At 71.0% G+C, this 26,536-nt stretch carries 25 protein-coding genes; 8 read left to right on the forward strand and 17 right to left on the reverse strand.

Annotated features, from left to right (window positions below):
• Nucleotides 1-17: 17 nt before the first annotated feature.
• From pknB to ABD401_RS15035, 4 genes are all read left to right on the forward strand, one after another.
• The gene (pknB, locus tag ABD401_RS15020) at nucleotides 18-2,021 is read left to right on the forward strand and encodes a Stk1 family PASTA domain-containing Ser/Thr kinase (RefSeq protein ID WP_344606108.1); all 2,004 of its coding nucleotides are present in this window, start codon (nucleotides 18-20) and stop codon (nucleotides 2,019-2,021) included.
• Between the two features lie 157 nt (nucleotides 2,022-2,178).
• A complete protein-coding gene (locus ABD401_RS15025) occupies nucleotides 2,179-2,388 on the forward strand; it encodes a (2Fe-2S)-binding protein (RefSeq protein ID WP_344606110.1) in 210 nt (69 codons plus the stop codon).
• 168 nt (nucleotides 2,389-2,556) lie between these two features.
• The gene (gene bfr, locus ABD401_RS15030) at nucleotides 2,557-3,039 is read left to right on the forward strand and encodes a bacterioferritin (RefSeq protein WP_019877439.1); all 483 of its coding nucleotides are present in this window, start codon (nucleotides 2,557-2,559) and stop codon (nucleotides 3,037-3,039) included.
• A 128-nt stretch (nucleotides 3,040-3,167) separates the two neighbouring features.
• Complete coding sequence (locus tag ABD401_RS15035) at nucleotides 3,168-3,476, forward strand: hypothetical protein (RefSeq protein WP_344606113.1); 309 nt, start codon at nucleotides 3,168-3,170, stop codon at nucleotides 3,474-3,476.
• 15 nt (nucleotides 3,477-3,491) lie between these two features.
• On the opposite strand, the gene ABD401_RS15040 is transcribed toward ABD401_RS15035, so the two are convergent.
• The 3 genes from ABD401_RS15040 to ABD401_RS15050 form a co-directional block, all read right to left on the reverse strand.
• Nucleotides 3,492-4,508 carry a threonine aldolase family protein gene (locus tag ABD401_RS15040; protein ID WP_344606115.1) on the reverse strand — a complete coding sequence of 339 codons (1,017 nt, stop codon included), beginning with the start codon at nucleotides 4,506-4,508 and terminating at the stop codon, nucleotides 3,492-3,494.
• 5 nt (nucleotides 4,509-4,513) lie between these two features.
• On the reverse strand, nucleotides 4,514-5,848 hold the full coding sequence (locus ABD401_RS15045) for a class II 3-deoxy-7-phosphoheptulonate synthase (RefSeq protein WP_344606117.1): 1,335 nt from the start codon (nucleotides 5,846-5,848) through the stop codon (nucleotides 4,514-4,516).
• 92 nt (nucleotides 5,849-5,940) lie between these two features.
• Nucleotides 5,941-6,966 (reverse strand): 6-phosphofructokinase, encoded by a 1,026-nt coding sequence (locus tag ABD401_RS15050; protein ID WP_344606119.1) that lies wholly within the window; start codon nucleotides 6,964-6,966, stop codon nucleotides 5,941-5,943.
• A 190-nt stretch (nucleotides 6,967-7,156) separates the two neighbouring features.
• Here ABD401_RS15050 and ABD401_RS15055 point away from each other — a divergent pair, with 190 nt between their 5' ends.
• Nucleotides 7,157-7,375, forward strand: a complete 219-nt coding sequence (locus tag ABD401_RS15055) for a hypothetical protein (RefSeq protein ID WP_344606121.1) — start codon at nucleotides 7,157-7,159, stop codon at nucleotides 7,373-7,375.
• A 30-nt stretch (nucleotides 7,376-7,405) separates the two neighbouring features.
• Here ABD401_RS15055 and ABD401_RS15060 read toward each other — a convergent pair whose 3' ends face one another.
• From ABD401_RS15060 to gap, 5 genes are all read right to left on the reverse strand, one after another.
• Nucleotides 7,406-7,756: an RNA polymerase-binding protein RbpA gene (locus ABD401_RS15060; protein ID WP_084671460.1), complete on the reverse strand. Its 351-nt coding sequence runs from the start codon at nucleotides 7,754-7,756 to the stop codon at nucleotides 7,406-7,408.
• A 52-nt stretch (nucleotides 7,757-7,808) separates the two neighbouring features.
• Complete coding sequence (gene secG, locus ABD401_RS15065; RefSeq protein WP_344606125.1) at nucleotides 7,809-8,039, reverse strand: preprotein translocase subunit SecG; 231 nt, start codon at nucleotides 8,037-8,039, stop codon at nucleotides 7,809-7,811.
• A 116-nt stretch (nucleotides 8,040-8,155) separates the two neighbouring features.
• Nucleotides 8,156-8,962, reverse strand: a complete 807-nt coding sequence (tpiA, locus tag ABD401_RS15070; protein ID WP_344606127.1) for a triose-phosphate isomerase — start codon at nucleotides 8,960-8,962, stop codon at nucleotides 8,156-8,158.
• 4 nt (nucleotides 8,963-8,966) lie between these two features.
• Nucleotides 8,967-10,172, reverse strand: a complete 1,206-nt coding sequence (locus ABD401_RS15075) for a phosphoglycerate kinase (protein ID WP_344606129.1) — start codon at nucleotides 10,170-10,172, stop codon at nucleotides 8,967-8,969.
• A gap of 35 nt (nucleotides 10,173-10,207) precedes the next feature.
• A complete protein-coding gene (gene gap / locus ABD401_RS15080) occupies nucleotides 10,208-11,212 on the reverse strand; it encodes a type I glyceraldehyde-3-phosphate dehydrogenase (protein WP_344606131.1) in 1,005 nt (334 codons plus the stop codon).
• Nucleotides 11,213-11,371: 159 nt separating this feature from the next.
• On the opposite strand from gap, the gene ABD401_RS15085 reads away from it, so the two are divergent.
• Nucleotides 11,372-12,412: a hypothetical protein gene (locus tag ABD401_RS15085; RefSeq protein ID WP_344606133.1), complete on the forward strand. Its 1,041-nt coding sequence runs from the start codon at nucleotides 11,372-11,374 to the stop codon at nucleotides 12,410-12,412.
• A gap of 119 nt (nucleotides 12,413-12,531) precedes the next feature.
• On the opposite strand, the gene whiA is transcribed toward ABD401_RS15085, so the two are convergent.
• The 9 genes from whiA to ABD401_RS15130 all read right to left on the reverse strand — a co-directional run bounded on the left by whiA (nucleotide 12,532) and on the right by ABD401_RS15130 (nucleotide 23,554).
• Complete coding sequence (gene whiA, locus ABD401_RS15090) at nucleotides 12,532-13,512, reverse strand: DNA-binding protein WhiA (RefSeq protein ID WP_344606135.1); 981 nt, start codon at nucleotides 13,510-13,512, stop codon at nucleotides 12,532-12,534.
• Entirely contained in the window at nucleotides 13,503-14,465 is a 963-nt protein-coding gene (locus tag ABD401_RS15095) for a gluconeogenesis factor YvcK family protein (protein WP_344606137.1), read from the reverse strand. The genes whiA and ABD401_RS15095 overlap by 10 nt, the downstream gene beginning before the upstream one ends.
• Before the next feature lie 13 nt (nucleotides 14,466-14,478).
• On the reverse strand, nucleotides 14,479-15,369 hold the full coding sequence (rapZ, locus tag ABD401_RS15100; RefSeq protein WP_425566159.1) for an RNase adapter RapZ: 891 nt from the start codon (nucleotides 15,367-15,369) through the stop codon (nucleotides 14,479-14,481).
• Between the two features lie 7 nt (nucleotides 15,370-15,376).
• The gene (uvrC, locus tag ABD401_RS15105) at nucleotides 15,377-17,398 is read right to left on the reverse strand and encodes an excinuclease ABC subunit UvrC (RefSeq protein WP_344606139.1); all 2,022 of its coding nucleotides are present in this window, start codon (nucleotides 17,396-17,398) and stop codon (nucleotides 15,377-15,379) included.
• Between the two features lie 60 nt (nucleotides 17,399-17,458).
• The gene (locus ABD401_RS15110) at nucleotides 17,459-17,935 is read right to left on the reverse strand and encodes a Rieske (2Fe-2S) protein (protein ID WP_344606141.1); all 477 of its coding nucleotides are present in this window, start codon (nucleotides 17,933-17,935) and stop codon (nucleotides 17,459-17,461) included.
• An 81-nt stretch (nucleotides 17,936-18,016) separates the two neighbouring features.
• Entirely contained in the window at nucleotides 18,017-18,712 is a 696-nt protein-coding gene (locus ABD401_RS15115) for a Rieske (2Fe-2S) protein (protein ID WP_344606143.1), read from the reverse strand.
• Nucleotides 18,713-18,824: 112 nt separating this feature from the next.
• Entirely contained in the window at nucleotides 18,825-19,472 is a 648-nt protein-coding gene (locus ABD401_RS15120; protein ID WP_344606145.1) for a Rieske (2Fe-2S) protein, read from the reverse strand.
• Nucleotides 19,473-19,530: 58 nt separating this feature from the next.
• Nucleotides 19,531-22,470: an excinuclease ABC subunit UvrA gene (gene uvrA / locus ABD401_RS15125; protein ID WP_344606147.1), complete on the reverse strand. Its 2,940-nt coding sequence runs from the start codon at nucleotides 22,468-22,470 to the stop codon at nucleotides 19,531-19,533.
• 115 nt (nucleotides 22,471-22,585) lie between these two features.
• Complete coding sequence (locus tag ABD401_RS15130) at nucleotides 22,586-23,554, reverse strand: hypothetical protein (protein ID WP_344606149.1); 969 nt, start codon at nucleotides 23,552-23,554, stop codon at nucleotides 22,586-22,588.
• Between the two features lie 86 nt (nucleotides 23,555-23,640).
• On the opposite strand from ABD401_RS15130, the gene ABD401_RS15135 reads away from it, so the two are divergent.
• Nucleotides 23,641-24,297 (forward strand): MBL fold metallo-hydrolase, encoded by a 657-nt coding sequence (locus tag ABD401_RS15135; protein WP_344606151.1) that lies wholly within the window; start codon nucleotides 23,641-23,643, stop codon nucleotides 24,295-24,297.
• Nucleotides 24,276-26,519: an acyltransferase family protein gene (locus ABD401_RS15140; RefSeq protein ID WP_344606153.1), complete on the forward strand. Its 2,244-nt coding sequence runs from the start codon at nucleotides 24,276-24,278 to the stop codon at nucleotides 26,517-26,519. Before ABD401_RS15135 ends, ABD401_RS15140 begins: the two co-directional genes overlap by 22 nt.
• Nucleotides 26,520-26,536 lie beyond the last annotated feature (17 nt).

Raw genomic sequence — 26,536 nt, forward strand, 5'->3', positions numbered from 1 at the left:
GACTAAACTCCGGCCCCATGGGGGAGCCTGCCGACGCCCTGGTCGGCACCGTGCTGGACGGGCGCTACCGCGTCACGCGCCGCATCGCGCGCGGCGGGATGGCGACCGTCTACGAGGCTGTCGACACCCGGCTGGACCGGGGCGTCGCGGTCAAGGTGATGCACCCCGCGCTGGCCGAGGACAAGGACTTCGTCGAGCGCTTCATCCGGGAGGCGCGCTCGGCCGCGCGGCTCTCGCACCCCAACGTCGTCTCCGTGTTCGACCAGAGCGCGGACTCCGGCTCGGTCTTCCTCGCGATGGAGCACGTCGAGGGCCGGACGCTGCGGGACTGGCTGCGTGACAAGGGGCGCCTGACCCCGCGCGAGACCTTCGCGGTGATGGAACCCGTGCTCGCCGCGCTCGCGGCCGCGCACCAGGCCGGCTTGGTCCACCGCGACATCAAGCCCGAGAACGTCCTCATCGCCGACGACGGCCGCGTCAAGGTCGCCGACTTCGGGCTGGCCCGCGCCGTCACCGCCGGGTCGAACACCGCGACCTGGGGCGCGCCGACCGGCACGAACACGCTGATCGGCACCGTCGCCTACCTCTCGCCCGAGCAGGTCGAGAAGGGGCACGCCGACCAGCGGTCGGACGTCTACGCGGCCGGGATCCTGCTCTACGAGTGCCTGACCGGCCTGCAGCCGTTCTCCGGCGAGTCACCGATCCAGGTCGCCTACCAGCACGTGCACTACGACGTGCCGCGGCCGTCCGAGGTCCGCCCGACGCTGCCCCCGGCGCTGGACAACCTGGTCCTGCGCGCCACCGCCCGCGACCCCGACGGCCGGCCCGCCGACGCCGGGGCGTTCCTCGCCGAGACCGTCGCGGTCCGCCGCACGCTCCGGCCCGAGGTGCTCGACGACGTCGCCGGGTCCGGCCCGGTGCCCGCCCCGGCCCCCGCGCAGGGCGCCCCGACGCTGATGTTCGGCCAGGTGCCCCCGGGTGCCGCCGCCGGCCCGGACGCGGTCACGGCGGCGATCCGCCGCCCCGGCCCCGCCGGTGCCGCTGCCGGTCCCGCTGCCGGTCCCGCCGCCGGGTCCCCGCCCGGCAAGCCCGGCGCGGCCGGCGCCGTGCCCTATCCCGTCCCGGCCCGGCTGCAGCGCCGCCGCCGGCGCGGGCTCCTGGCGCTCCTGGCCGTCCTGGTGACGACGTTCGCCGTCGGCATCGGCGCCTGGCAGGTCGCGGTCGGGAGTTCGGTGACCACGCCGAGTCTGCTGAACCTGACCCGCGACGAGGCGCTGGCCAAGGCGCAGGAGGCCGGGCTGAAGGTCCGCTTCGCCGACGAGGAGCACGACGAGCTCGTCCCGAAGGGGCAGGTGCTGCGGACGGATCCCCAGCCGGGGCGCAAGATCTCCGAGAGCGGCACGATCACGGCGATCCTCTCCGCCGGGCCGGAGCGGTACGCGGTGCCGGACCTCGCCGGGGAGACCGTCGAGGCGGCGAAGAAACGGCTGACCGAGAACAACCTGACGGTCGCCGACGAGCAGGGCCAGAAGTACAGCGACTCCGTGCCCGAGGGACGCGTGCTCGCGACCGACCCGCCCGCGGGGCGGGAGCTGCGCCGCGACGCCGTCGTCAAGCTGATCGTGAGCCGCGGCGCGAAGCCGGTGGCCGTCCCCGACGTCGTGGGGCGGAGTCTGCAGGAGGCCACGGATCTGCTGACGTCGGCCGGGTTCAAGGCGACCTGGACCGAGCGCATCGACGACTCGGTGCCGTCCGGGACCGTGCTGTCGCAGAGCCCGGGCCCGAACCGCAAGCTCGCCAAGGGCAGCACGATCGCGCTGGTCGTGTCCAAGTCCGACCTGATCGAGGTGCCCCGCGTCATCGGCATGGACGTCGACGACGCCGAGGACCTGCTGGAGCGCCTCGGGTTCGAGGTGGACGTCCGGCGGAGCCTGTTCGGCGGGGACCGCGTCGTGTCCCAGGATCCGGACGCCGGCTCGCGTGTCCCGCGTGGGACCCGGGTCACACTGCGCGTGTTCTGAACCACGTCGCGTCGTAACTTTGCGTAATCACTGCTGGTGACGGACATGTGTCCATTCGCCCGTTCCGCCATCTGACGGACAGCCTCTTGACGGGGCCTCACGGATGCTTAGCCTTACCTAAGGAAAGCGGTTTCACCCGTCGGCCGGAGGCACGCACGTGTTCGTCTGCATCTGCAACGCCGTGACCGAGGACGACATCCTCGGGGCTGTTGACGCAGGTGCGCGCTGTGTGCGCAGCGCGTGCGAGGCGACGGAGGCCGCGAGCAACTGCGGGTCGTGCCTCGACCGGGTCGAGAACCTCGTCACCACCGCGCTGAGCGGATGCCCGCGCCGGATGCTCAGCGGGAACCTGGCCGCCACCGCCTGACCGGTCACCGAGCGTCATCTCCTGAGGTCAGGCTCCCCTTCGCCGGGTTTCCGGCAGGTCGCCGAGGGCAGCCTTCCCTTCGATGACAAGCGTGGAATTCGTCGCTACCGTCGGGTCCGCCGACGCCCCGGCCGCCACGCACACCCGCCCCGGAAGGACCCCGTTTTCATGATCGGCGACCCTGAGGTCATCGCACTGCTCAACGAGCAGCTGACGAGCGAGCTGACGGCCATCAACCAGTACTTCCTGCACGCGAAGATGCAGCAGAACTGGGGCTACACCGAGCTCGCGAAGAAGACCCGGCACGAGTCCATCGAGGAGATGGAGCACGCCGAGGAGATCACCGACCGCATCCTGTTCCTCGAGGGCCTGCCCAACTACCAGAAGCTGCTCCCGCTCAGCATCGGGCAGACGGTCCGCGAGCAGTTCCAGGCCGACCTGAACATCGAGCTCGCGGTCGTGGCCCGGCTGCGTCCCGGCGTCATCATGTGCCGCGAGAAGGGCGACCACACGAGCGCGAACCTCCTGGAGAAGATCCTCTCCAGCGAGGAGGAGCACATCGACTACCTGGAGACCCAGCTCGCGCTGATGGACTCCCTCGGTGAGGCGCTCTACCTCGCGCAGTGCGTCGAGCGGCCGCCGTCCAACTGACCCACCTCGCTCCGTCTCGGGGCCGGCACCGACCTCAGTTCGGTACCGGCCCCGATGCGTGTTCCGACTCCCCCGGCGAGCCTTGACAGGCGAGGACAATCGTCCTCACCCCACAACGGGAGGCGACCATGCCGGGGTTCATCCAGACCATCACGTACACCACCAGCCGCATCGACGAGGTTCGCCAACTCAACGAGGACTACCGGGCTCGCCGGATGGCCGACGGGGCCGACCTCCGGCCCGTCCAGGTCACCCTGTGCACGGACCACGAGGTGCCGAACCGCTACACCGTGCTCGTCGAGTTCAACTCGTACGAGGACGCGATGGCGAACTCGAACCACCCGGCGACCTCCGAGTTCGCGCAGCAGATGCAGAAGCTGTGCGACGGGCCGCCGACGTTCGTCAACCTCGACGTCGTGGAGCGGCTCCAGCCGTAGGCCCGCCCCGGGGCCTCAGAACAACCGGCACAGGACGTCGGCGGCGCGGGCGCACGCCGCGTCGTCGACGTCCAGGTGCGTCACCAGGCGGATCGTCCGTGGGCCGATCAGCGAGACGAGCACGCCCCGGTCGTGGGCGGCGGTGACGAGGTCGGCCGCGACCGGGCCGCCGTCGGGCAGGTCGAGCACGATGATGTTCGTCTGCGGCATGCTGACGCCCGGCGTGACCTCGGCCAGGCGCCGCGCGAGCTCGGCGGCGCGGGCGTGGTCCTCCGCGAGGCGATCGATGTGGTGGTCGAGCGCGTACAGCCCGGCCGCGGCGAGCACGCCGACCTGGCGCATGCCCCCGCCGAGGCGCTTGCGCCACCAGCGGGCGCCGGTGACGAGGTCCGAGGAGCCGGCGACGAGCGAGCCGACCGGCGCACCGAGGCCCTTGGACAGGCAGACGGAGACGGCGTCGAAGAGCCGGCCGTAGGCCTCCAGCGAGGTGCCGGTGGCGACGGCGGCGTTCCAGAGCCGGGCGCCGTCGAGGTGCAGGCGCACCGAGGACTCCCGCGCCCAGGCGGCGAGCTTCTCCAGCTCGTCGAGCGGCTGGACGGTGCCGCCGCCGAAGTTGTGGGTGTTCTCGACGGCCACGACGCCGGTGCGCACCAGATGGGTGCTGCTCTCCGGGACCGCCATGCCGATCACGTCGGCCGCGGCGAAAGCCCCGTCGGGCGCGTTCCAGGTCCGGGTGGTCACCGACCCGAACGCGGCGTGCGCGCCGAGCTCGGCGCGGACCACGTGCGCCTGGGAGTCGCAGAGCACCTCCTCGCCCGGGCGGGCGAGCAGCCGGAGGCCGAGCTGGTTCGCCATCGACCCGGTCGGGGTGAACAGGGCCGCCTCGTGCCCGAGCATCGCGGCGACGCGCTCCTGCAGGGCGAGGACCGTCGGGTCCTCGCCGTAGACGTCGTCGCCGACCTCGGCCTCGGCCATGGCCCGGCGCATGCCGGCCGTCGGGCGCGTGACGGTGTCACTGCGGAGGTCGATCACCGGCGTCAGTGGTTCTCGCGGTACATCCTCGCCACCTCGAAGGCGAGGTCCAGGGACTGCGTCCGGTTCAGGCGCGGGTCGCACGCCGTCTCGTAGCGCTGGTGGAGGTCGGCCTCGTCGATGACGTGGCCGCCGCCGGTGCACTCGGTGACGTCGTCGCCGGTCAGCTCCATGTGGATGCCGCCCGGGTGCGTGCCCAGCGACCGGTGCACCTCGAAGAACCCGCGGACCTCGTCGAGGACGTCGGTGAACTTGCGGGTCTTGTACCCGTTGGCGGTCTCGTAGGTGTTGCCGTGCATGGGGTCGCACACCCAGCCGACCACGGCGCCGGACGCGGTGACCTTGTCGACCAGGCGCGGGAGGTTCTCGCGCACCTTGCCGGTGCCCATGCGCGTGATGAAGGTCAGGCGGCCGGGCTCGCGCTCCGGGTCGAGCGCGTCGATCAGCGCGAGCGCGTCGTCGGCCGTCGCGTTCGGACCGAGCTTCACGCCGATCGGGTTGCGGATCTTGCGGAGCAGGTCGATGTGCGCGCCGTCGAGGTTGCGGGTGCGCTCGCCGATCCAGAGGAAGTGCCCGGAGACGCCGTACGGCTGCCCGGTGCGGGAGTCGATCCGCGTGAGGGCCCGCTCGTACTCGAGCAGCAGCGCCTCGTGGCTGGAGTAGATGTCGACGCTGGAGAGCGCGTCGGTGTCGACGCCGCAGGCCCGCATGAAGTCCAGGGCGCGGTCGATCTCGGCGGCGAGGGCCTCGTAGCGCTGCCCCACCGGGGAATCCGCGACGAAGTCCTGGTTCCAGGCGTGGACCTGACGCAGGTCGGCGTAACCGCCCTTGGTGAACGCGCGGACCAGGTTCAGCGTCGCCGCGGATGCGTTGTACATCTTCACCAGGCGCTGCGGGTCCGGGATCCGGGCCTCGGCGGTGAACTCGATGCTGTTGACCGCGTCGCCGCGGTAGGACGGCAGCTCGACGCCGTTGCGCTTCTCGACCGGGGAGGACCGGGGCTTGGCGTACTGCCCGGCGAAGCGGCCGATCTTGACGACCGGCACCGAGCCGGCGTACGTGAGCACGACAGCCATCTGGAGCAGCGTCTTCAGCTTCGCCCGCAGCGCGTCGGCCCCGCGGACGTCGAACGACTCCGCACAGTCACCGCCCTGGAGCAGGAACGCCTCGCCGCGCGCGACGGCCGCCAGCCGCTCCTTGAGCTGGTCGCACTCCCCCGCAAACACCAGCGGCGGCAGCGACTGCAGTTCAGCGACCGCCGCGGCCAGCGCCGCGGCGTCGGGGTAGTCCGGCTGCTGCAGAGCAGGCAGCTCCCGCCAGGTGTCCAGGTCGGTACTCACGGGTATGAGGGTACGTCGCCCCTGGTCCGGGCCTGAAATCGGTTATCGCCCGGTATGCCCGGGTCCGCCGCTCGGCCGGGGCGCCGCCGGACTCAGCCGAAGAAGACCTCGGCCTCGGAGTAGAGGCTCGGGTCGACGAGCTTGAGCTCGCGGGTGGCGGCGTCGAGCGGGACGCGGACGATGTCGGTGCCGCGGAGGGCGACCATCTTCCCGAAGTCCTTGTCGTGGATCGCGTCGATGGCGTGGAGCCCGAACCGGGTGGCGAGCCAGCGGTCGAAGGCGGTGGGCGTACCGCCGCGCTGGACGTGGCCGAGGACGACCGCGCGGGACTCGGCCCCGGTCCGGGTCTCGATCTCCTTCGCGACGCGGTCGCCGATGCCCCCGAGGCGGACGTGGCCGAAGTCGTCCTTCTCCCCGGAGACCAGCTCCATCGTCCCCTCCTTGGGGACGGCGCCCTCGGAGACGACCACGATCGGCGCGTAGTGGCTCTGGAACCGGCTCTCGATGAGCGTGCAGACTCGTCCGATGTCGAAGGGGACCTCGGGGATCAGGATGAGGTTCGCTCCCCCGGCCATGCCGGCGTGCAGCGCGATCCAGCCGGCGTGACGGCCCATCACTTCCACGACGAGAGCACGGTGGTGGGACTCGGCGGTGGTGTGGAGGCGGTCGATCGCCTCCACCGCGATGTTCACCGCGGTGTCGAAGCCGAACGTGTAGTCGGTGGCGCCGAGGTCGTTGTCGATCGTCTTCGGCACGCCGACGACCGCGATGCCGTCCTCGTGCAGCCGGGTCGCGACGCCGAGGGTGTCCTCGCCGCCGATGGCGATCAGCGCGTCGATGCCGAGGTCGGCGAGGTTCTTGCGGATCCGCTCGATCCCGCCGTCGACCTTGACGGGATTCGTGCGCGACGAGCCGAGGATCGTCCCGCCCCGCGGCAGGATCCCGCGCACCTCGGGGACGCCGAGCGTCTGCGTCTTGTTCTCCAGCGGGCCACGCCAGCCGTCCCGGAACCCCACGAAGGAGTGTCCGTACTGGTGGACCCCCTTGCGCACGACCGCGCGGATGACCGCGTTCAGACCCGGGCAGTCGCCCCCGCCCGTGAGCACGCCGATGCGCATGCACTGCCTCCTGCTCAGCCCCGATATGTGGCCCCGGACCAGTTCTGGCGTCGGATGACGATCAACTTACCGGTGCCCGATTTCCCGGGTCGGACACTGGACGCCGGGGCGGTCGGGGGCGCATCCTGCACGTACGGCACAGGGCCACCGCCCGAGCCGTAGGGCTCGGGCCGGGCGGAAGGAGTCCGGCATGGGTCAACCACTGTCCGGCACGGAGTCGCTGGTCATTCTTCTCGCGTGCACAGCCGCGATCCTGCTGCTGACGTACGTCTGGGCGGCCTCGAACCGCCGCCCCGTGCGGCGCCGGACCGTCAGTGGCCGGCCGGCCGTGCCCTACTGGCACACGCCGACCGGGCTCCAGGACGAACGCGGCATCGTCGCCCTTGAGCGGCCCGGCCCGCCGCTCTGACGCCGGACCGAGCTCAGGGAGTCGGGCGCCCTAGTAGGGACGCCCGGTCGCACGCAGCTTGTCGAGGGCCTCGGCGAGGATCGCCTCGCCGTCGGCCTCGCTGCGGCGCTCGCGCACGTACGCGAGGTGGGTCTTGTAGGGCTCGTTGCGCGGCGGCGACGGCGGGGTGTCGCGGTCCTGGCCGGCCGGGAAACCGCAGCGGGGGCAGTCCCAGAAGTCCGGCGCGGTCACGGTGCCGTCGTCGGCGAAGCTGGGGCGGGTCTCGTGACCGTTGGCGCACCAGTAGGAGATCCAGAACCGCGGAGCGGAATCGCCACGCTCCGCCTCGCCCATCGGGCCCGCCCCGACACGGCTGCCCCTGATCGCGTTGCCACTTGCCACGAGAGTTCTCCTACGTTGGTGCGAGCCCGGTGTGGGGCCGGTGGTGGTGCGGCTAGTCCTTCAGCAGCAGAAGCAGACCGATGCAGGCCGAGGCCCAGACGGTCACGACGATGTAGGTGATCCGGTCGAGGTTGCGCTCGGCGATCGACGAGCCACCCAGCGAGGACGAGACACCGCCACCGAAGAGGTCGGACAGACCGCCGCCCTTGCCCTTGTGCAGCAGGACGAGCAGGACGATCAGCACGCTGGTGATCAGCAGCAGGATCTGGAACGCGGTCTCCACGAAGGTCCTTCACTTAGAGGCGGTCGAGCGCTGCGGACTTCCGGCCCGACGAGCGGCGCCATCCTAACCCGGCACGGGCGAATCGCCGGCGACGTGCGCCGCGGATCCGACCCGGTTCAGGCCTTGGAGTAACGCACGATCTTCACGAACTCGTCCGCCTGCAGGCTCGCGCCGCCGACGAGGGCGCCGTCGACGTCCGGCTGCGCCATGATCGCGGCGACGTTGTCGCCCTTCACCGAACCGCCGTAGAGCACCCGGACGTTCTCGGCGAGCTCCTTTGAGTACAACTCACCAAGACGCCCGCGGATCGCGCCGCACACCTCCTGCGCGTCCTCGGGCGTCGCGACCTCGCCGGTCCCGATTGCCCAGACGGGCTCGTAGGCGACGACGAGGTCGGCGGCGTTCTTCTCCGGGACGCCGTCGAGCGCGCCGTCGAGCTGGGCCAGGGTGTGGCCGACGTGCTCCCCCGCCTGGCGGACGTCGAGCCCCTCGCCCACGCAGAGGATCGGGCGCAGTCCGTGCCGGAAGGCCGCCTTCACCTTCGCGTTCACGACGGCCTCGTCCTCGCCGTGGTACTGCCGGCGCTCCGAGTGCCCGACGATCGCGTAGGTGCAGCCGAGCTTCGCGAGCATCACGCCGGACACCTCACCGGTGTAGGCGCCGGCGTCGTGGGCCGAGATGTCCTGCGAGCCGTAACTGAAGCGCATCTTGTCGGCGTCGACCAGCGTCTGCACCGAGCGGATGTCGGTGAACGGCACGAGCAGCGCGACCTCGACGGCCTCGAAGTCCGGGTCGTCGAGGGAGAACGCGAGCTTCTGGGTCAGGGCGATGGCCTCGAGGTGGTTGAGGTTCATCTTCCAGTTGCCCGCCATCAGCGGCGTGCGACCGTCCCGCTCCGCGGCGCCCTTGGGCTCCTTGGCCATGTGGTCAGTCCTCCAGTGCGAGCAGACCGGGCAGGGCCTTGCCCTCGAGGTACTCGAGGCTGGCGCCACCGCCGGTGGAGATGTGGCCGAACGCGGCCTCGTCGAACCCGAGCGTGCGCACGGCCGCCGCGGAGTCACCGCCGCCGACGACCGAGAAGCCCGACCCGTCGACGAGGGCCTGCGCGACCGCGCGGGTGCCGGCGGCGAACGGGGCCATCTCGAACACGCCCATCGGGCCGTTCCAGAAGATCGTCGCCGAGGACGCCAACGCCGCGGCGAACGCCTTCGCGCTCTCGGGGCCGATGTCGAGGCCCATGCGGTCCGCGGGGATCGCGGATGCCGGCACCACAGCCGCGTCCGCGTCGGCGGCGAAGCGGTCGGCCGCGAGGATGTCGGTCGGCAGCAGGAGCTCGACGCCGCGCTTCTCCGCCTCGGCGAGGTAGCCCTTCACGGTCTCGATCTGGTCGGCCTCGAGCAGCGACGTCCCGACCTCGTGCCCCTGCGCGGCGAGGAAGGTGTAGACCATCCCACCGCCGACGAGGATCTTGTCGGCGAGCCCGAGGAGCCGGTCGATGACCGCCAGCTTGTCCGAGACCTTCGAACCGCCGAGCACGACCGCGTACGGCCGCTGCGGGTTCTCGGTGAGGCGGCGCAGCACCTCGACCTCGGTACGGACCAGGTCACCCGCCGCGTGCGGCAGCAACCGGGCGACGTCGTAGACGCTCGCGTGCTTGCGGTGCACCGCCCCGAAGGCGTCGCCGACGTAGGCGTCCGCGAGGGCCGCGAGCTCGGCGGCGAACGCCCCGCGCTCGGCGTCGTCCTTCGACGTCTCGGCCGCGGAGAACCGGACGTTCTCCAGCAGCGCGATGCCGCCGTCGGTCAGGCCCGCGACGGTGGCCGTCGCCTGCTCCCCCACGACCTCGGGGCTGAAGGCGACCGCCGTCCCGGCCAGCTCCTCGAGCCGCTTCGCGACCGGGGCCAGGGAGTACTTCGGGTCCGGCGTGCCCTTCGGGCGGCCGAGGTGCGCGCACACGACGACGCGCGCACCGGCGTCCGCGAGCTGCCGGATCACCGGCAGGCTGGCCCGGATCCGGCCGTCGTCGGTGATGGTCGCAGTGCCGTCAGGAGCGGTGTCCAGAGGCACGTTGAGGTCCGAGCGGACCAGAACGCGCTTGCCGGAGAGGTCGCCGAGATCCGCGATCGACTTCATCGCTGTCTTCCTGCTCGCCTGATGCTTCGCCGGGCCTAGAGCGACTTGCCCACCAGGGCGATCAGGTCGACGAGCCGGTTCGAGTAGCCCCACTCGTTGTCGTACCAGCCGACGATCTTGGCCTGGTTGCCCTGAACCATCGTCAGCTTCGAGTCGAAGGTGCAGGACGCCGGCGCGGTGACGATGTCGGAGGAGACGATCGGGTCCTCGGTGTACTCGAGGATGCCCTTGAGCTCACCCTGCGCGGCGGCCTGGAAGGCGGCGTTGACCTCGTCCTTGGTCGTCTCACGGCCGAGCTGCAGGACCAGGTCCGTGACCGAGCCGGTGGGAACCGGGACGCGCATCGCGATGCCGTCGAGCTTGCCCTTGAGCTCCGGGATCACGAGCGACGTGGCCTTCGCGGCGCCGGTCGAGGTCGGGATGATGTTGGTGGCGGCGGCGCGGGCGCGGCGCAGGTCCTTGTGCGGGAAGTCCAGGATCACCTGGTCGTTCGTGTAGGCGTGGATCGTGGTCATCAGACCCTTCTCGATCCCGAACGTCTCCAGCATGACCTTCGCCATCGGCGCGACGCAGTTCGTCGTGCAGGACGCGTTGCTGATGATGGTGTGCGCGGCCGGGTCGTAGGCGGTGTGGTTGACGCCCATCACGATCGTGATGTCCTCGTCGTTGGCGGGCGCCGAGATGATGACCTTCTTCGCGCCGGCGTCGACGTGCTTCTTGGCGTCCGCGGCCTTGGTGAAGCGGCCGGTGGACTCGAGGACGATGTCCGCGCCGAGGCTCTTCCACGGCAGGTTCGCCGGGTCCTTCTCCGCGGTCACCGCGAAGGTCTTGCCGCCGACGGTGATGTCGTTCTCGGTCGCCTTCACCTCAAGGCCGAGGCGGCCGAGGATGCTGTCGTACTTCAGCAGGTGGGCGAGCGTCGCGTTGTCGGTGAGGTCGTTGACGCCGACGATCTCGATGTCTGCTCCGCCGGCGAGGACCGCACGGAAGAAGTTGCGGCCGATACGCCCGAAACCGTTGATGCCGACCCGGATGGTCACGACCGTCTCCTCCTGCTGGCTGTTGGCCTGCGCTGCTTGTTCCTACTGGTGCTGCTGAACCTACCCCTGGCCTGACGGCGCTGCTCTGACAGGTGCCCCGGGCGGGGCAATCCACGCGAATCGGTTGCACGCCGGTCCAACCGGACGGATCGTGGTGGAATGCGGACCTCTCGGTGGTGGCGAGCCGGCGGCCTCCTGCTCGCCGGGACCCTCGCGGTGGCGGGAACGACGATCAGCGGGTCGGTCCGGGCGGAGGCGCCCGCGGACCTGAGCGCGGTCGAGACCGCGACCACGGTCCGCGTCGGGCCGTTCCTCCTCCCGCCGGCCCCGATGGGCGAGGCGCACGTGAACCGGCCGATCCCGAGCATCCCGAAGCCGTGCGAGGACTGCTTCATCACCGCGATCGAGCCGCGTTTCGTCACCGCGGACGGGCAGCGCGCGGACATGAGCAAGGGCCTGATGCTCCACCACGTCGTCATCGCCGAGCCGGGCGCCACCGACGTCACGTGCGGCCGCAACGGCGTCGGCGCGCTGGGCCGGCGGCTGTTCGCGGCCGGCGACGAGCGCACGCCGATCCGCCTGCCCGACGGATTCGGCTTCCAGGTCCAGCCCGGTCCGTGGGCCGGGATCATCGAGATGATGAACCACTCGGACACCCCGCAGGTGGTGTTCTTCGAGACCGTCGTCCACCACGTCCCGGCCTCGACGCCCGGCATGAAGTCGGTGACCCCGGTGTGGCTCGACGCCGCGAACTGCGGGACCTCGGAGTTCGCGGTCCCGGCCGGCAAGTCCGCGACCCCGTGGACCTGGAAGTCCACCCTGACCGGTCGCATCGTCGCCGCGGGCGGCCACGTCCACGCCGGTGGCGTCGGCCTGACGCTCGACAACGTCACGACCGACCAGCGGATCTGCTCCTCCCGCGCGGGCTACGGCACCGGCGCGATGGAGGGGATGATCTCCCGGATGTCGACGTGCAGCTGGGACTCCCTCGGCGCCCTCCGCGCCGGCGACGAGCTGCTGCTGACCAGCCTCTACAACGCCCACGAGCCCATGAACGACGTCATGGGGATCATGCTGATCGGCGTCCACGAGACCGACGACGTCGACGGCGGCACCCGCGCCCCCGAGTGGATGCGCCGTACCCCCCAGACCCACGTCCCCGGCTCCGACCACCACGGCGGCCCGGGCCACGGGCACTGACCTCCGAGCCGAGGATCCGCGGCCCCGCGGCCCCCCAGACTCCCGAAAGCGCACCATGGCACCCGCGAAAGCAAAATCGGCGTGCTGTCCTGCGCTTTCGGGAGAGGACGCCCGGGGGGTTACGGGACGAGCATGTCCGGGGTGAGATTGGCCTCGGTGCCGGGGATGCCGAGCTCCTGAGCCTTCTTGTCGGCCATCGCGAGCAGGCGGCGGATGCGGCCGGCGATCGCGTCCTTGGTCAGGGGCGGGTCGGAGAGGGCGCCGAGCTCCTCGAGGCTGGCCTGCTTGTGCTCGACGCGGAGCTTGCCGGCGGAGGCGAGGTGCTCCGGGACGTCGTCCCCGAGGATCTCCAGCGCGCGGGCGACGCGGGCGCCGGCGGCGACGGCCGCGCGGGCGGAGCGGCGCAGGTTCGCGTCGTCGAAGTTGGCGAGGCGGTTCGCGGTGGCGCGGACCTCGCGGCGCATCCGCCGCTCCTCCCAGGCCAGGACCGACTCGTGGGCGCCGAGGCGCGTGAGCAGGGCACCGATGGCGTCGCCGTCGCGGACGACGACGCGGTCGACGCCGCGGACCTCACGGGCCTTGGAACCGATGCCCAGCCGGCGGGCGGCGCCGACCAGGGCGAGCGCGGCCTCCGGGCCGGGGCACGTGATCTCGAGGGCCGACGAGCGGCCGGGCTCGGTGAGCGAGCCGTGGGCGAGGAACGCCCCGCGCCAGGCGGCCTCGGCGTCGCACGCGGCGGCGGAGACGACCTGCGGCGGAAGCCCCCGCACCGGACGGCCACGGCCGTCGACGAGACCCGTCTGCCGGGCCAGCGCCTCCCCTGCGGCAACGACGCGGACGACCCAGCGACTGCCGCGGCGCAGCCCGCCCGGCGCCATGACGGCGACCTCGGACGGGTGGCCGAAGACCTCGGCGATGTCCTTGCGCAGGCGACGGGCCGCGGCGCCCGTGTCGAGCTCGGCCTCGACGACGATGCGCCCGCTCACCAGGTGGAGTCCACCGGCGAACCGGAGCATCGAGGAGACCTCGGCCTTGCGGCAGCAGGGCTTGGTGACCTGCAACCGGGAGAGTTCGTCCTTGACCGCTGCCGTCATCGCCATGTGTCGATCCTGCCACGCGTGAAGATGTCCGTGTACGCGACTGCGAGCTTCGCCGGGTCGTGACGCGGGGTGCCGTCGCCCATCGCCACCGATGCGAGGACGAGTTCGGCACCCGCGTCCTCCACCGCCTTGCGGAGCGCGTCGACGTCGGTCACCGCGTCGGAGTCGGCGAGGACGACGTCGAGCCGCAGGTCGGGGGTGTGGGCGCGGAGCACCTCGAGGTAGTCCTGCGGCGAGAACCCGGTCGTCTCGCCCTGCTGCGGCTCGAGGTTCAGGGTGAGCACCCGACGCGCGCCCGTGGTGCAGATCGCGTGCGCGAGGTCCGGGACCATCAGGTGCGGTAGGACGCTGGTGAACCAGGAGCCCGGCCCGAAGACGACCCAGTCGGCGGTGCACACCGCCTCGACGGCCTCGGCGCACGCCGGCGGGTCGGCGGGGACGAGCGTGATGTCGCGGACCCGGCCGCGGGTGGTCGCCACGGCGACCTGGCCGCGGACGCGCGTGAGGGCCTCCGGGTCGTCGGGGTCGAGCCCCTCGACGGTCGCCTCGATGTCCATCGGCACCGCGGACATCGGCAGCACCCGGCCGCGCGCCCCGAGAAGCCGGCCGACCCAGTCGAGCCCGGTGACGGTGTCCCCGAGCAGCTCCCACAACGCGACGATGAGCAGGTTGCCGACGGCGTGGTTGTGCAGGTCGCCCTCGGCGGCGAAGCGGTGCTGGACGACCTTGCTCCAGGTCGCACCCCACTCGTCGTCGCCGCAGAGCGCCGCGAGGGCCATCCGCAGGTCGCCGGGCGGCAGGACCCCGAGCTCGCGCCGCAGGCGGCCGCTGGAGCCACCGTCGTCGGCGACGGTGACGATCGCCGTCAGCTCCTCGGTGACGTTCCGGAGCGCCGAGAGCGAGGCGGCCAACCCGTGCCCACCCCCGAGTGCCACGACGTGGGCGCTTCTCATGCCGGCCACCCGGTCATTCGCGCCCCATGTCGCGATGCACGACCCGCACCTGGATGCCCGCCTTGCGGAGCCGGGAGCCGAGTTCCTCGGCGATGGCGACGCTGCGGTGCTTCCCGCCCGTGCAGCCGACGGCGAGGGTGACGTAGCGCTTGCGCTCGGTCCGGTAGCCCTCGGTCACGACCTTGAGCAGGTCGGTGTACCCGTCGAGGAACTCGACCGCCCCCGGCCGGGTCAGGACGTAGGCGCTGACCTCGGGGTCGGTCCCGGTGAAGGGCCGCAGCTCGGGCACCCAGTGCGGATTCGGCAGGAAGCGGCAGTCGACGACGAGGTCGGCGTCCACCGGCAGGCCGTACTTGTAGCCGAACGAGACGACGGTCATCGTCACGGACTCGTCGGCGGCGGAGCCGAAGGCGCGGTCGACCTCGGCGCGGAGCTCGTGGACGTTCTTGTCCGAGGTGTCGATGACGAGGTCGGCACGGCCGCGGAGGTCACGCAGGAGTTCGCGTTCCTCCGCGATGCCGTCGACGATCCGGGCGTCACCCTGCAGCGGGTGCGGACGCCGGACGTTCTCGAACCGGCGCACGAGGGCCTCGTCGGAGGCCTCGAGGAACATGATCCGCGGGACGACGCCGCGGCCGTCGAGCTCGGCGAGGGCGCCGCGGAGCGAGTCGAAGAACGCCCGGCCCCGGACGTCGACGACCGCCGCGATGCGCGGCACGCTCCCCTGGCTGCGGCGGCCGAGTTCGACGAGCATCGGCAGCAGCTCGGGCGGCAGGTTGTCGACGACGAACCAGCCCGCGTCCTCCATGGCGTTGGCCGCGGTGCTGCGGCCCGCGCCCGACATGCCGGTGATGATCACCAGCGAGATGTCGAGCACCGGCTCCCCCGGTTCCGTCACCGTCACCCCCTGCTCAGCCTCCGGTCGCGGTCCCGGCGGCACCGGGCCCGGACGAAGTCTCCTCGATGATCTCGCCTGTCGCCATGTTCACGGCCGGCGCCCCGCCGGCCGCGGCAAGCGCGTCGACGACGGCCTGGGCCGTGCGCGGGCCGAAGCCGGGGACGGCGGCGATCTCCTCCGCCGTGGCCGCCCGGAGCTTGCGGACCGACCCGAAGTGCTTCATCAGCGCCTTGCGACGTACCTCCCCGAGGCCGGGGATCGCGTCGAGCGTGCTGTCGATCATCGACTTCGAGCGGCGCTTGCGGTGGTGGGTGATCGCGAACCGGTGCGCCTCGTCGCGGACGCGCTGCAACAGGTACAGCCCCTCGCTGGTCCGCGGGAGGATCACCGGGTCGGCCTGCCCGGGCAGCCAGACCTCCTCCAGCCGCTTGGCCAGACCGCAGATCTCGATGTCGTAGATGTGCAGTGCCTCGAGCGCCTCGGCGGCCGCGGCGACCTGGGGCGGGCCACCGTCGACGACGACGAGGTTCGGCCGGTAGGCGAAGCGCCGGGGCTTGCCGGTGTCCGGGTCGATGGGACCGCTGTGTCGGTCCTCGGCCGCGGCGACCCGGTCGTCGAGGTGACGACGGAACCGGCGGGTGATGACCTCGGCGATGGCCGCGACGTCGTTCTGACCCTCGACGCCCTTGATGTTGAAGGTGCGGTACTCGCTCTTGCGGGCCAGGCCGTCCTCGAACACGACCATCGACGCGACGACCTCGGTGCCCTGCAGGTTGGAGACGTCGAAGCACTCGATCCGCAGCGGCGCCTCGTCGAGTTCGAGGGCGTTCTGGATCTCCTGCAGCGCCAGCGAACGGGTCGTCAGATCGCTGGCGCGCTTGGTCTTGTGCAGCGCCAGGCTCTGCGCCGCGTTGCGGGCGACGGTCTCCATCAGGGCGCGCTTGTCGCCGCGCTGCGGCACCCGCAGGTCGACGCGGGCTCCGCGCTTCGAACTCAGCCACTCCGTGACCGCGACGGTGTCGGCCGGCAGCTCGGGAACGAGCACCTCGCGCGGCACCGCCTCACCGTCGCCGGAACCCTCAGCTGACGCCGGGTCAGTGTCGTCACCGTAGAGCTGCTGGAGGAAGTGCTCGACGAGGTCGCCCGTCGTCACGTCCTCGACCTTGTCGACGACGAACCCGCGCTGGCCGCGCACCCGCCCGCCGCGGACGTGGAAGACCTGCACCGCCGCCTCGAGCTGGTCCTCGGCCAGGGCGATGACGTCGGCGTCGGTCCCGTCGCCGAGGACGACGGCGTTCTTCTCCATCGCGCGCTTGAGTGCGCCGATGTCGTCGCGGAGCCGAGCCGCGCGCTCGTACTCCTGCACGGCGGCGGCGGCCTGCATCTCCTTCTCCAGGCGCCGCAGATAGGTCGCGGTCTGGCCGGCCATGAAGTCGCAGAAGTCCTCGACGATGCGCCGGTGCTCCTCGGGCGACACCCGCCCGACGCAGGGCGCCGAGCACTTGCCGATGTAGCCGAGCAGGCACGGCCGGCCGACCTGGCCGGCGCGCTTGAACACGCCGGCCGAGCACGTCCGCGCCGGGAAGACGCGCAGCAGCAGGTCGAGGGTCTCCCGGATCGCCCAGGCGTGGGCGTAGGGACCGAAGTACCGGACGCCGCGCTTCTTCGGGCCGCGCATGACCTGCAGGCGCGGGAACTCCTCGTTGAGCGTGACCGCCAGGCTCGGGTAGGACTTGTCGTCCCGGTAGCGGACGTTGAAGCGCGGGTCGAACTCCTTGATCCAGGAGTACTCCAGCTGCAGCGCCTCGACCTCGGTGCCGACCACCGTCCAGTCGACCTTGGCGGCCGTCTGGACCATGGTCTGCGTCCGGGCGTGCAGGGCCGCGATGTCCTGGAAGTAGGAGTTCAGCCGGGCCCGCAGGCTCTTCGCCTTGCCGACGTAGATGACCCGCCCGTGGGCGTCCGAGAACCGGTAGACGCCCGGCGAGTCCGGGATGGACCCGGGCCGGGGTCGGTAGGTCGCTGGGTCCGCCACGGGCCTGAGGGTATGCAATCCCTCCGACGACCGTGGCGGGCCTCTGGTCGGGCGAAGGACTCAGGCGACGGTGATGGTCCCGCCGTCGGTGGTGATCTCGACCGCGGGCAGCGGGAGCTGCGCCGGGCCACGTTCGACGGAGCCGTCCTCGATCGAGAACCGGCTGCCGTGGCACGGGCACTCGATCACGCCGCGGTGCACCTTGGTGACCGGGCAGCCCGAGTGCGTGCAGATCGAGCTGAACGCGTGAAACGCGCCCTCGGTGGGCTGGGTGACGACGACGTTCGCGCCGCCGCCGAAGATCAGGCCGCCGCCGACGGGCACCTTCTCCGTCGGGCCGAGCGAGGTGCCGGGCGCCGGCGTCGCCTGCGGGCCGGGCACGCCCTGCGGTCCGGCGGCATCCGGGGTGGAGGAGTCCGCGCCGCCGCAAGCGGCCAGCGAGGCGCCGCCGGCGGCGGTCAGGCCGAGGGCGAGCGCGCCGCGGACGACGACGCGGCGGGCGGGAGCTTCAGGATTCTCGATCGCGGGCTGTGTCACGGGAGGAGCACATCATCCGCGCTTGAACGGGGTGTTACCGGTCCGCGTTGCTCTCGTCACTCGACTGCGGACGCGGCGAGCTCACTCGCTGCGGATGTTGCCCGCGTCGTCGACCGCGACCGGTTTGGCGGCCAGCGGCAGCAGGGCCGGGCCCTCCTCGGGCTGGCCGTCGTCGATCGAGAAGCGACTGCCGTGACAGGGGCAGACGATCTGCCCGTGCTCGACCTTGTCGACCAGGCAGCCCAGGTGGGTGCACCGCGCGTCGAACGCGCGGAACTGCCCCGGCGTCGGCTGGGTGACGACGAGCTTCTTCTCCGGGAACGTCTTGCCCCCGCCGACCGGGATGTCGGAGGTCCGGGCGACCGCCCCCGGGGGCAGCGGCTCCGGCGTGGGTGACGGGCTCGGGGTCGGTTCCGGGGTCGGCTCGTTGCGCGCCGTGGCGAGGTCGTCACCGCGGCGGCTGCCGACGGTGGGCTCCCCGGACGGGTCCGCCGTCGGGTCCGTGGTCGCCGCGGGCTGCGCCGAGGGGTCGGTTCCGTTCGAGGGGTCGGTGCTGCGCGCCGGGCGGGGCTCGGGGCTGCGCTGGTAGACGTCCGACTTGGACGTGGGCCGGGCGGTCGGACGCCCGGTCCGTGCGGGCTCGGTGGCGGTCAGGTCGGTGGCCGGGGCGGCGCCGCCGGCGTTCGGGCTGTCGTCCCCGCAGCCGGTGAGGGTTCCGGTCGCGCCGAGGAGCCCGACGGCGAACGCGCCGCGGAGGACTACTCGTCGGGGAACCACAGCGGGAGCCTAATCGCGGATCGGCCATTTGCCGCTGCTCGGAACGGAAAATATGAGGACCTCCCGGCTACGCGCCGGGAGGTCCTCATGCGGGTCGTGCGGAGGCGGGAGCTCAGGCTTCCTTCGCCTTGTAGATCTGACCACCCTCGACGATGATCGGCTTCTTCGGCAGCGGTTTGCGCGCCGGACCTGCCGTCGGCTTGCCGGTGTCGAGCGTGAAGTCCGAGCTGTGGCACGAGCAGCTCATCTTGCCCGGGGTGTCGAACACGTCGACCGGGCAGCCCTCGTGGGTGCAGAGGGAGTCGAAGCCGATGAACTGACCGGCCTTCGGCTGGGTGATGACGTACTCGTCGGCCTCGAACAGCGCGCCGCTGTTGACCGGGATGTCCGAGGTGGCCGCGAGCGGGGTGTCGCTGGCCTTGACGAGCTTCGGCGCCTTGTCGGGCTTCGGGGTCGCCTTCGGCGTCGCCTCGGGCTTGGCGGTCTTCGTGGCGTCGGCGGTCGCCGTCGGCTCCGCGGACTTGGTCGGCTTGGCCGTCTTGGACGGCTTCGCGCTGGTGGTGGCCTCGGGGGTCACCTCGGGAGTCGTCTCGGGGGTCGCCTCGGCCGCGGTCGGGTCGTCGTCGTCCCCGCCGCACGCAGCGAGCGGGGCCGCAAAGGCGGCCAGACCCAGCGCCGAGATCCCGCGGAGCACGACGCGCCGGCCGGGAACGGCTTCTTCCGCACCCTCCGGGACGTTGGGCGTTTCCGCAGCAGACATGGAAAACCTCCGAGTTTGGCGGGGCAAATGTGAAGAACCTGACAGGGCGTTCGAAAGGCTACCCGCGGCTTGATGCCGATCTGCCTCGAGCTGCCGCCTTTGTCCTTTTCGTAATCTGCTTCGTCGCCGTGCGGTTCGTGGATTGCGCCGAGTGGCCGGATAGGCCGATGAGCGGCGCCAAAAACCGACCGGTGTGACTCTCAGCACATGCTGCGACGTCCTCGGGCGTCCCGGTCACCACGACGGTCCCGCCGCCGGAACCGCCCTCCGGACCCATGTCGATCACCCAGTCGGCGGTCTTCACCACGTCGAGGTTGTGCTCGATGACGACCACCGAGTTGCCCTTCTCGACGAGGCTGGTCAGCACGCCGAGGAGCTTGCGGACGTCCTCGAAGTGCAGGCCGGTCGTGGGCTCGTCGAGGACGTAGATCGTCCGGCCCGTGGAGCGCTTCTGAAGCTCGGAGGCGAGCTTGACGCGCTGCGCCTCACCGCCGGAGAGCGTCGGGGCGGGCTGGCCGAGCCGGACGTACCCGAGCCCGACCTGCACCAGGGTGTTGAGGTGCCGCGCGATCGCGGGGATCGCGGCGAAGAACTCCGCGGCCTCCTCGATCGGCATGTCGAGGACCTCGGCGATCGTCTTGCCCTTGTAGTGCACCTCAAGCGTCTCGCGGTTGTAGCGCGCTCCGTGGCAGACCTCGCACGGAACGTAGACGTCCGGGAGGAAGTTCATCTCGATCTTGATCGTGCCGTCGCCGGCGCACGCCTCGCAGCGTCCGCCCTTGACGTTGAAGGAGAACCGGCCCGGCTGGTAGCCGCGGACCTTCGCCTCCTGCGTCTCGGCGAACAGCTTGCGGATGTTGTCGAAGACGCCGGTGTAGGTGGCCGGGTTGGAGCGCGGCGTGCGACCGATCGGCGACTGGTCGACGTGGATCGCCTTGTCGATCTGGTCGAGCCCGTCGATGCGCGTGTGCCGGCCCGGGACCTCGCGGGCGTGGTACAGGTGCTTGGCCAGCGCGTTGTAGAGGATGTCGTTGACGAGGCTGGACTTCCCGGAGCCGGAGACGCCGGTGACGGCGACGAAGCAGCCGAGCGGGAACTCGACGGTGACGTCCTTGAGGTTGTTCTCGCGCGCGCCGCGGACGACGAGCTTGCGATCCTTCTGCGGCTTGCGGCGGATCTTGGGCACCGCGATCTCGCGCCGGCCCGAGAGGTACGCGGCGGTCAGGGAGTCCTCGACCTTGAGCAGCTCCTGGTACGGCCCGGAGAAGACGACCTGTCCCCCGTGCTCGCCGGCGCCGGGGCCGATGTCGACGACCCAGTCCGCGGTGCGGATGGTGTCCTCGTCGTGCTCGACGACGATCAGGGTGTTGCCGAGTCCGCGCAGACGCACCAGCGTCTCGATCAGGCGGTGGTTGTCGCGCTGGTGCAGGCCGATGCTCGGCTCGTCGAGGACGTAGAGCACGCCGACGAGGCCGGAGCCGATCTGCGTCGCGAGGCGGATGCGCTGCGCCTCGCCGCCGGCCAGCGTCGCCGCCGCGCGGTCGAGTGACAGGTAGTCGAGGCCGACGTCCAGGAGGAAGCCGAGGCGGGCGTTGACCTCCTTGAGCACGCGCTCGGCGATCTGCGCCTCACGCGCCGAGAGCTGCAGCTCGCGCAGGAACACCGCGCAGTCGCCGATCGACATCGCGGCGACCTCGGCGATCGACTTCCCGCCGAGCGTGACGGCGAGGGAGACCGGCTTGAGCCGCGCGCCGTGACAGGCGGGGCACGGGACCTCGCGCATGAAGCCGGCGTAGCGGTCGCGGCTGGCGTCGCTCTCGGCCTCGGCGTGCCGGCGGCTGATCCACGGGAGGACGCCCTCGAAACCCGTGTAGTACGAGCGGGTGCGGCCGTAGCGGTTCTTGTACTTCACGTGCACCTGGTGGTCGTGCCCGTGCAGGATCGCCTGCTTTGCCTTGGCCGGGAGCTTCTCCCACGGCGTCGTCGTCTTGAACCCGAGCTCGTCGCCGAGCGCGACGAGCAGCCGGCCGAAGTACTCGGAGAAGTGGCCGCTCGCCCAGGGCTGGACGGCGCCCTCCTCGAGCGAGAGCGACGGGTCGGGGACGACCAGCTCGGGGTCGACCTCCATGCGGGTGCCGAGGCCGGTGCACTCGGTGCAGGCGCCGAACGGCGAGTTGAACGAGAACGAGCGCGGCTCGAGCTCCTCGAAGTCGAGGTCGTCGTAGAGACAGGCGAGGTGCTCGGAGAAGACGCGCTCGCGGTGGGGGTCGTCCTCGGGGAGGTCGACGAAGTCGAGCGTCACCAGACCGCTGGACAGACCGAGCGCGGTCTCGATCGAGTCGGTCAGGCGGCGCTTGGCGGAGGCCTTCACCGCGAGGCGGTCGACGACCACCTCGATGGTGTGCTTCTCCTGCTTCTTGAGCTTCGGCGGTTCGGTGAGCGGGTACACGACGCCGTCGATCCGGGCGCGGGAGAAGCCCTTGGAGACGAGCTCGCGGAACAGCTCGGTGTACTCCCCCTTGCGCTCGCGGATCACCGGGGCGAGGACCTGGAACTTCGAGCCCTCCTCGAGCTCGAGCACCCGGTCGACGATCTGCTGCGGGGTCTGGCGCGCGATCGGGCGGCCGCACTGCGGGCAGTGGGGGCGGCCGGCGCGGGCGTAGAGCAGACGCAGGTAGTCGTAGACCTCGGTAATGGTGCCGACCGTCGACCGGGGGTTGCGGGAGGTCGACTTCTGGTCGATGGAGACCGCCGGGCTCAGGCCCTCGATGAAGTCGACGTCGGGCTTGTCCATCTGCCCGAGGAACTGCCGGGCGTACGCGGACAAGGACTCCACGTAGCGGCGCTGGCCCTCGGCGAAGATCGTGTCGAACGCGAGGCTGGACTTGCCCGAGCCGGACAGGCCCGTGAAGACGATGAGGCTGTCCCGGGGCAGGTCGAGGGAGACGTCCTTGAGGTTGTGCTCCCGCGCCCCTCGGACGATCAGACGTTCCGCCACTCTGTGCCCTTCGCAGTCCCCGCTCGGGCCCTGGACCGGACCCGCGGCCATGGTAGGTGGGGGGTCCGACAATCGGCGTTCGGGCAGGTCAGCGGGTGAATGACGACCCGCGACGTCAGCGAATGGTGATCGTCCTGGTCTTGCTGGTCCCCGCCGCGACTCCGGGCACCCCGCCGCCCTTCGCACGGAAGAAGTGTTTGCCACGCTTGGTCGGCTTGATTTTGAACTGCGCGACTCCGCGCTTCGGCTTCACCTTCGCCACCGTCCTCCACTTCTTCCCGATCCGCTGCTGCAGAGCGAGGGCCTTGGTGGACCTGGGGAAGACGGTCGCCTTGAACCAGACGAGCGCCCCGAGCGGCTGCATCCGACCCAGCGGCTTCAGGACAACCTGGGAGAGAACCTTGACGGTTCGGCTCACCGCGCTGCCGGCGAGGTGCTGCCAGTCCCCCTCTACGACCGCAACGAATTGGGCGCTCTCCCGCGGCCACAGCTGGATCGAGTAGCGCCCGTCCGACTGCGTCCCCGTCTGCGGCATCGGGATGAGCTCCCCGGTCGTGAGCGGAACCGCGAAGAAGTGAACGCGCAGGCCCGCCGCCGGGGCACCGGTGATCGCATCCGTCACTCGGCCGCTCAGCGTCACGGGTTGTTCGAGGACGACCTGCGCCGCCGAGGAGAGCGTGACTCGCAGGCTGCTGACCGTGATGGTCGCGGGCGCGGCGTACTCCCCCGCCAGGTCCTGGGCGAAGACGGCGAACGAGTACGGGGTGTTGGCTTCCAGCCCGTGGACGGTCGCGGTCGAGGCCCCGGACCCCACGGCCACCCCGAAACCGTCGGTCGGGCTGCTCGGCGGCAGGGTCCCGGGCAGACCGCGGACGACGGCGGTGTGCCCGGGGTTCCAGAAGTCCTGCTGCCAGTAGAGAACGACCTCGTCCACGTACGCCCTGGCCTGCAGGTTCATGACCGGAGCGACCGCCGCCGTCCGGGCGACCGCCGCGGACGGGAGGGCGACCACCGCCGCCGGGGCGCCCACCACGGCGACGAGCGCGAAGGATATGCCGCCTGAAAGATCCCTGAATGTCCGCATTTGCGCACTCTAGGGAGAACAGCGGGCTCGCGGGTAGAGGGTGGCGGCGTGTGAGGATGGCGCCCACGATCGACGGGAGGCACTCGATGCGCACCTACACCGGGAAGGTCACGCTCGGCGGGGCCCCGGACGTCCGGGAACTGGCCGGCCTGGTCATCAGCAAGGCCTCGGTCGGGCCGATGGACAACAACACCTACCTGCTCCGGTGCCGGCGCACCGGGGAGCAGCTGCTGATCGACGCGGCGAACGACGCGGGCACGATCCTCGGGATGGTCGGCGGCTCCCTCGGCCGCATCGTCACCACCCACCAGCACTACGACCACTGGCAGGCGCTGGGTGAGGTCAAGCAGGAGACCGGCGCCCGGACCACCGCCCACCACCTCGACGCCGAGGGCATCCCGGTCCCGACCGACGACCCGGTCTCCGACGGCGACACAGTCAGCGTCGGCGAGGTGAACCTGTCGGTGATCCACCTCGTCGGCCACACGCCCGGCAGCATCGCGCTGCTGTATGACGACCCGTCAGGTCACCCCCACCTGTTCACGGGCGACTGCCTGTTCCCCGGCGGCGTCGGCAACACCTTCGGGGACAAGGACAACTTCGCGAAGCTGATCGACGACGTCGAGTCCAAGCTTTTCGCCCGTCTCCCCGACGAGACCTGGGTCTACCCCGGCCACGGCGCCGACACCACCCTCGGCCACGAACGCCCCAACCTCGCGGAGTGGCGTTCCCGGGGCTGGTGATCGATCGCGCGGCGGGTCACTGCGAGTTGGGTACGTTCTCGACAAGGATTGGCCTCGCCGTAACCGGGCACGGCTCTTACGTGCACGAGTCGAGGCCCGTGCGGGCACCCGCGCGGTCGGCGCCGAAGCCTGCCGAATCGGCGCCTCGCGCCGACATTCAAGGGCTGCGTGCGCTGGCGGTCGGTTCCGTCGTGGCTTATCACCTCTGGCCCGACGCGCTTCCCGGCGGATTCGTCGGCGTAGACGTCTTCCTCGTCATCTCAGGCTTTCTGATCACCACGCACCTCCTGCGCCGGTGGCCGGAGAGCCTGGAGGACCTCACGCACTTCTGGGTGCGCCGCATCAAGCGCCTGTTGCCTGCCGCGCTCCTGGTCATCGCTGTCACCTTCGTGGCGGTCCGCGGATTCGCGCCGGAGACGGAGTGGGAACGGACTGCGCGAGACGCGACCGCATCGGCCCTCTACTTCCAGAACTGGCGCCTGGCGGATTCGTCCGTGGACTACATGGCGGCCGACCAGGAGCCTGGCGCGCTACAGCACTACTGGTCATTGTCCGTCGAAGAACAGTTCTACCTGTTCTGGCCGATCCTCTTCCTGGCGTGCGCCTTGCTCGCGCGGGGCGCCGCCCGGCGGGCCCACGGCTGGGCCTTCGTCGGCATGGCCAGTGTTCTCGGGGCGTCGCTGGTTTGGTCGATCGCGGAGACCGCCCGCAATCCCGCCGCCGCGTACTTCGTGACGACCACCCGCGTGTGGGAACTGGCGCTCGGCGGCCTGCTCGCCGCGCTCGTCGCGGCACGCGCTCGGACCGCCCGGGTTCGACGTCCGAGCCGAACCTGGTCCCGGACGACGGTCGCGTCGATCGGCCTGATCGCAATTTGCGTGGCGAGCTACAGATACAGCAGCGCGACCGCGTTCCCTGGGTACACGGCCCTGCTGCCGGTGGTGGGCGCCGCCCTCGTCATCGCCGCCGACGTGCCGCAGGGCCGAGGCACCAACCGCGTGCTCGGATGGCGCCCGGCCCAGTACCTGGGCGATATCTCTTACTCGGTCTACCTCTGGCACTGGCCCCTGATCGTCGTCACCCCCTGGGCCATCGGCACCGAACTGACGTTCGACCACAAGGTCGGGATCCTCGGCCTTACCGTGGCGCTGGCCGCCCTCACTAAGCGATACGTCGAGGATCCGGCGAGGACCCGGACCTGGACCCGACCGGTGCTGACGCCGACCGCTCTTGCCGCGCTCGGCATGAGCGCGGTCGTGGCGGCCGGGCTCTTCCAGGTGGGCGAGGTCGATCGTCGCATCCGTTCGGACGCGCAGGAGATCCTGGCACGGTCGAACGACCCCTGCTTCGCCGCGGCTTCCATGGAGTCGTCGGGCGCCCGATGCAGCTCCCGGACCTTCTCCGAGGTGCTGCCGCGACCCGCGCTGGCAAGCAGGGACGCTCCGGACACAGCGCAGGAGGACTGCCGCAACGATCCCCCTTTCACACGATTGAAGTCGTGTGTCTACGGTGACCCCGAGGCGAGGGTTCGTATCGCCCTGATCGGCAATTCGCACGCCGAGCACTGGCTTCCCGCGCTGCAGCGAATGTTCGAGGGGCGCAGCGTCGCCATCGAGACATTTCTCGCCGGCCGGTGCTTCCCGAACGCGGTGCCATTGCAGCTGGAGTCCGACCGGCTAACGGAGAATTGCCGAGCCTGGAGCGCGTGGGCCACCGATCAGGTGGAGAAGCGTTCATTCGATCTCGTCATCTATTCGTCGCGCACGGATGGGAAGCCGAAGAATGGCGGAGATCCCCTGACCACGTTTCAGGTTGGCTACGAGTCCACCCTTCGGCGGTGGATCGATGCGGGCAAGAAGGTCCTGGTCATCCGCGACACCCCCGTCCCGTACCTCACGAAGGTCGTGGCCCCCGACTGCGTGGCGACGCAGTGGCCCAACGTCGACCGGTGCGCCGCTCTCCGCACGCATTGGCTGAAGCCGGATCCGCTGGTCAAGGCAGTGCGCAAACTTGACCACCCCGCGGCGACCTACGTGGACATGAACGACTTCATCTGCCAGCGCGACCGGTGCGATTCGGTTGTCGGCGGCGCACTGGTGTACATGGACGGCTCCCACCTCACCGCGACCTACTCCCGCAGCCTGGCGCCGTTCCTCGAACGCCATGTCCTCCGGGCGCTAGGGCGTGTTGATCAAGTCGGTCTTGATCCAGATCAGGGTTGAGGCCAACAGGATCCCGG

The sequence above is a fragment of the Sporichthya brevicatena genome, from assembly GCF_039525035.1.
Lineage (GTDB): Bacteria > Actinomycetota > Actinomycetes > Sporichthyales > Sporichthyaceae > Sporichthya > Sporichthya brevicatena.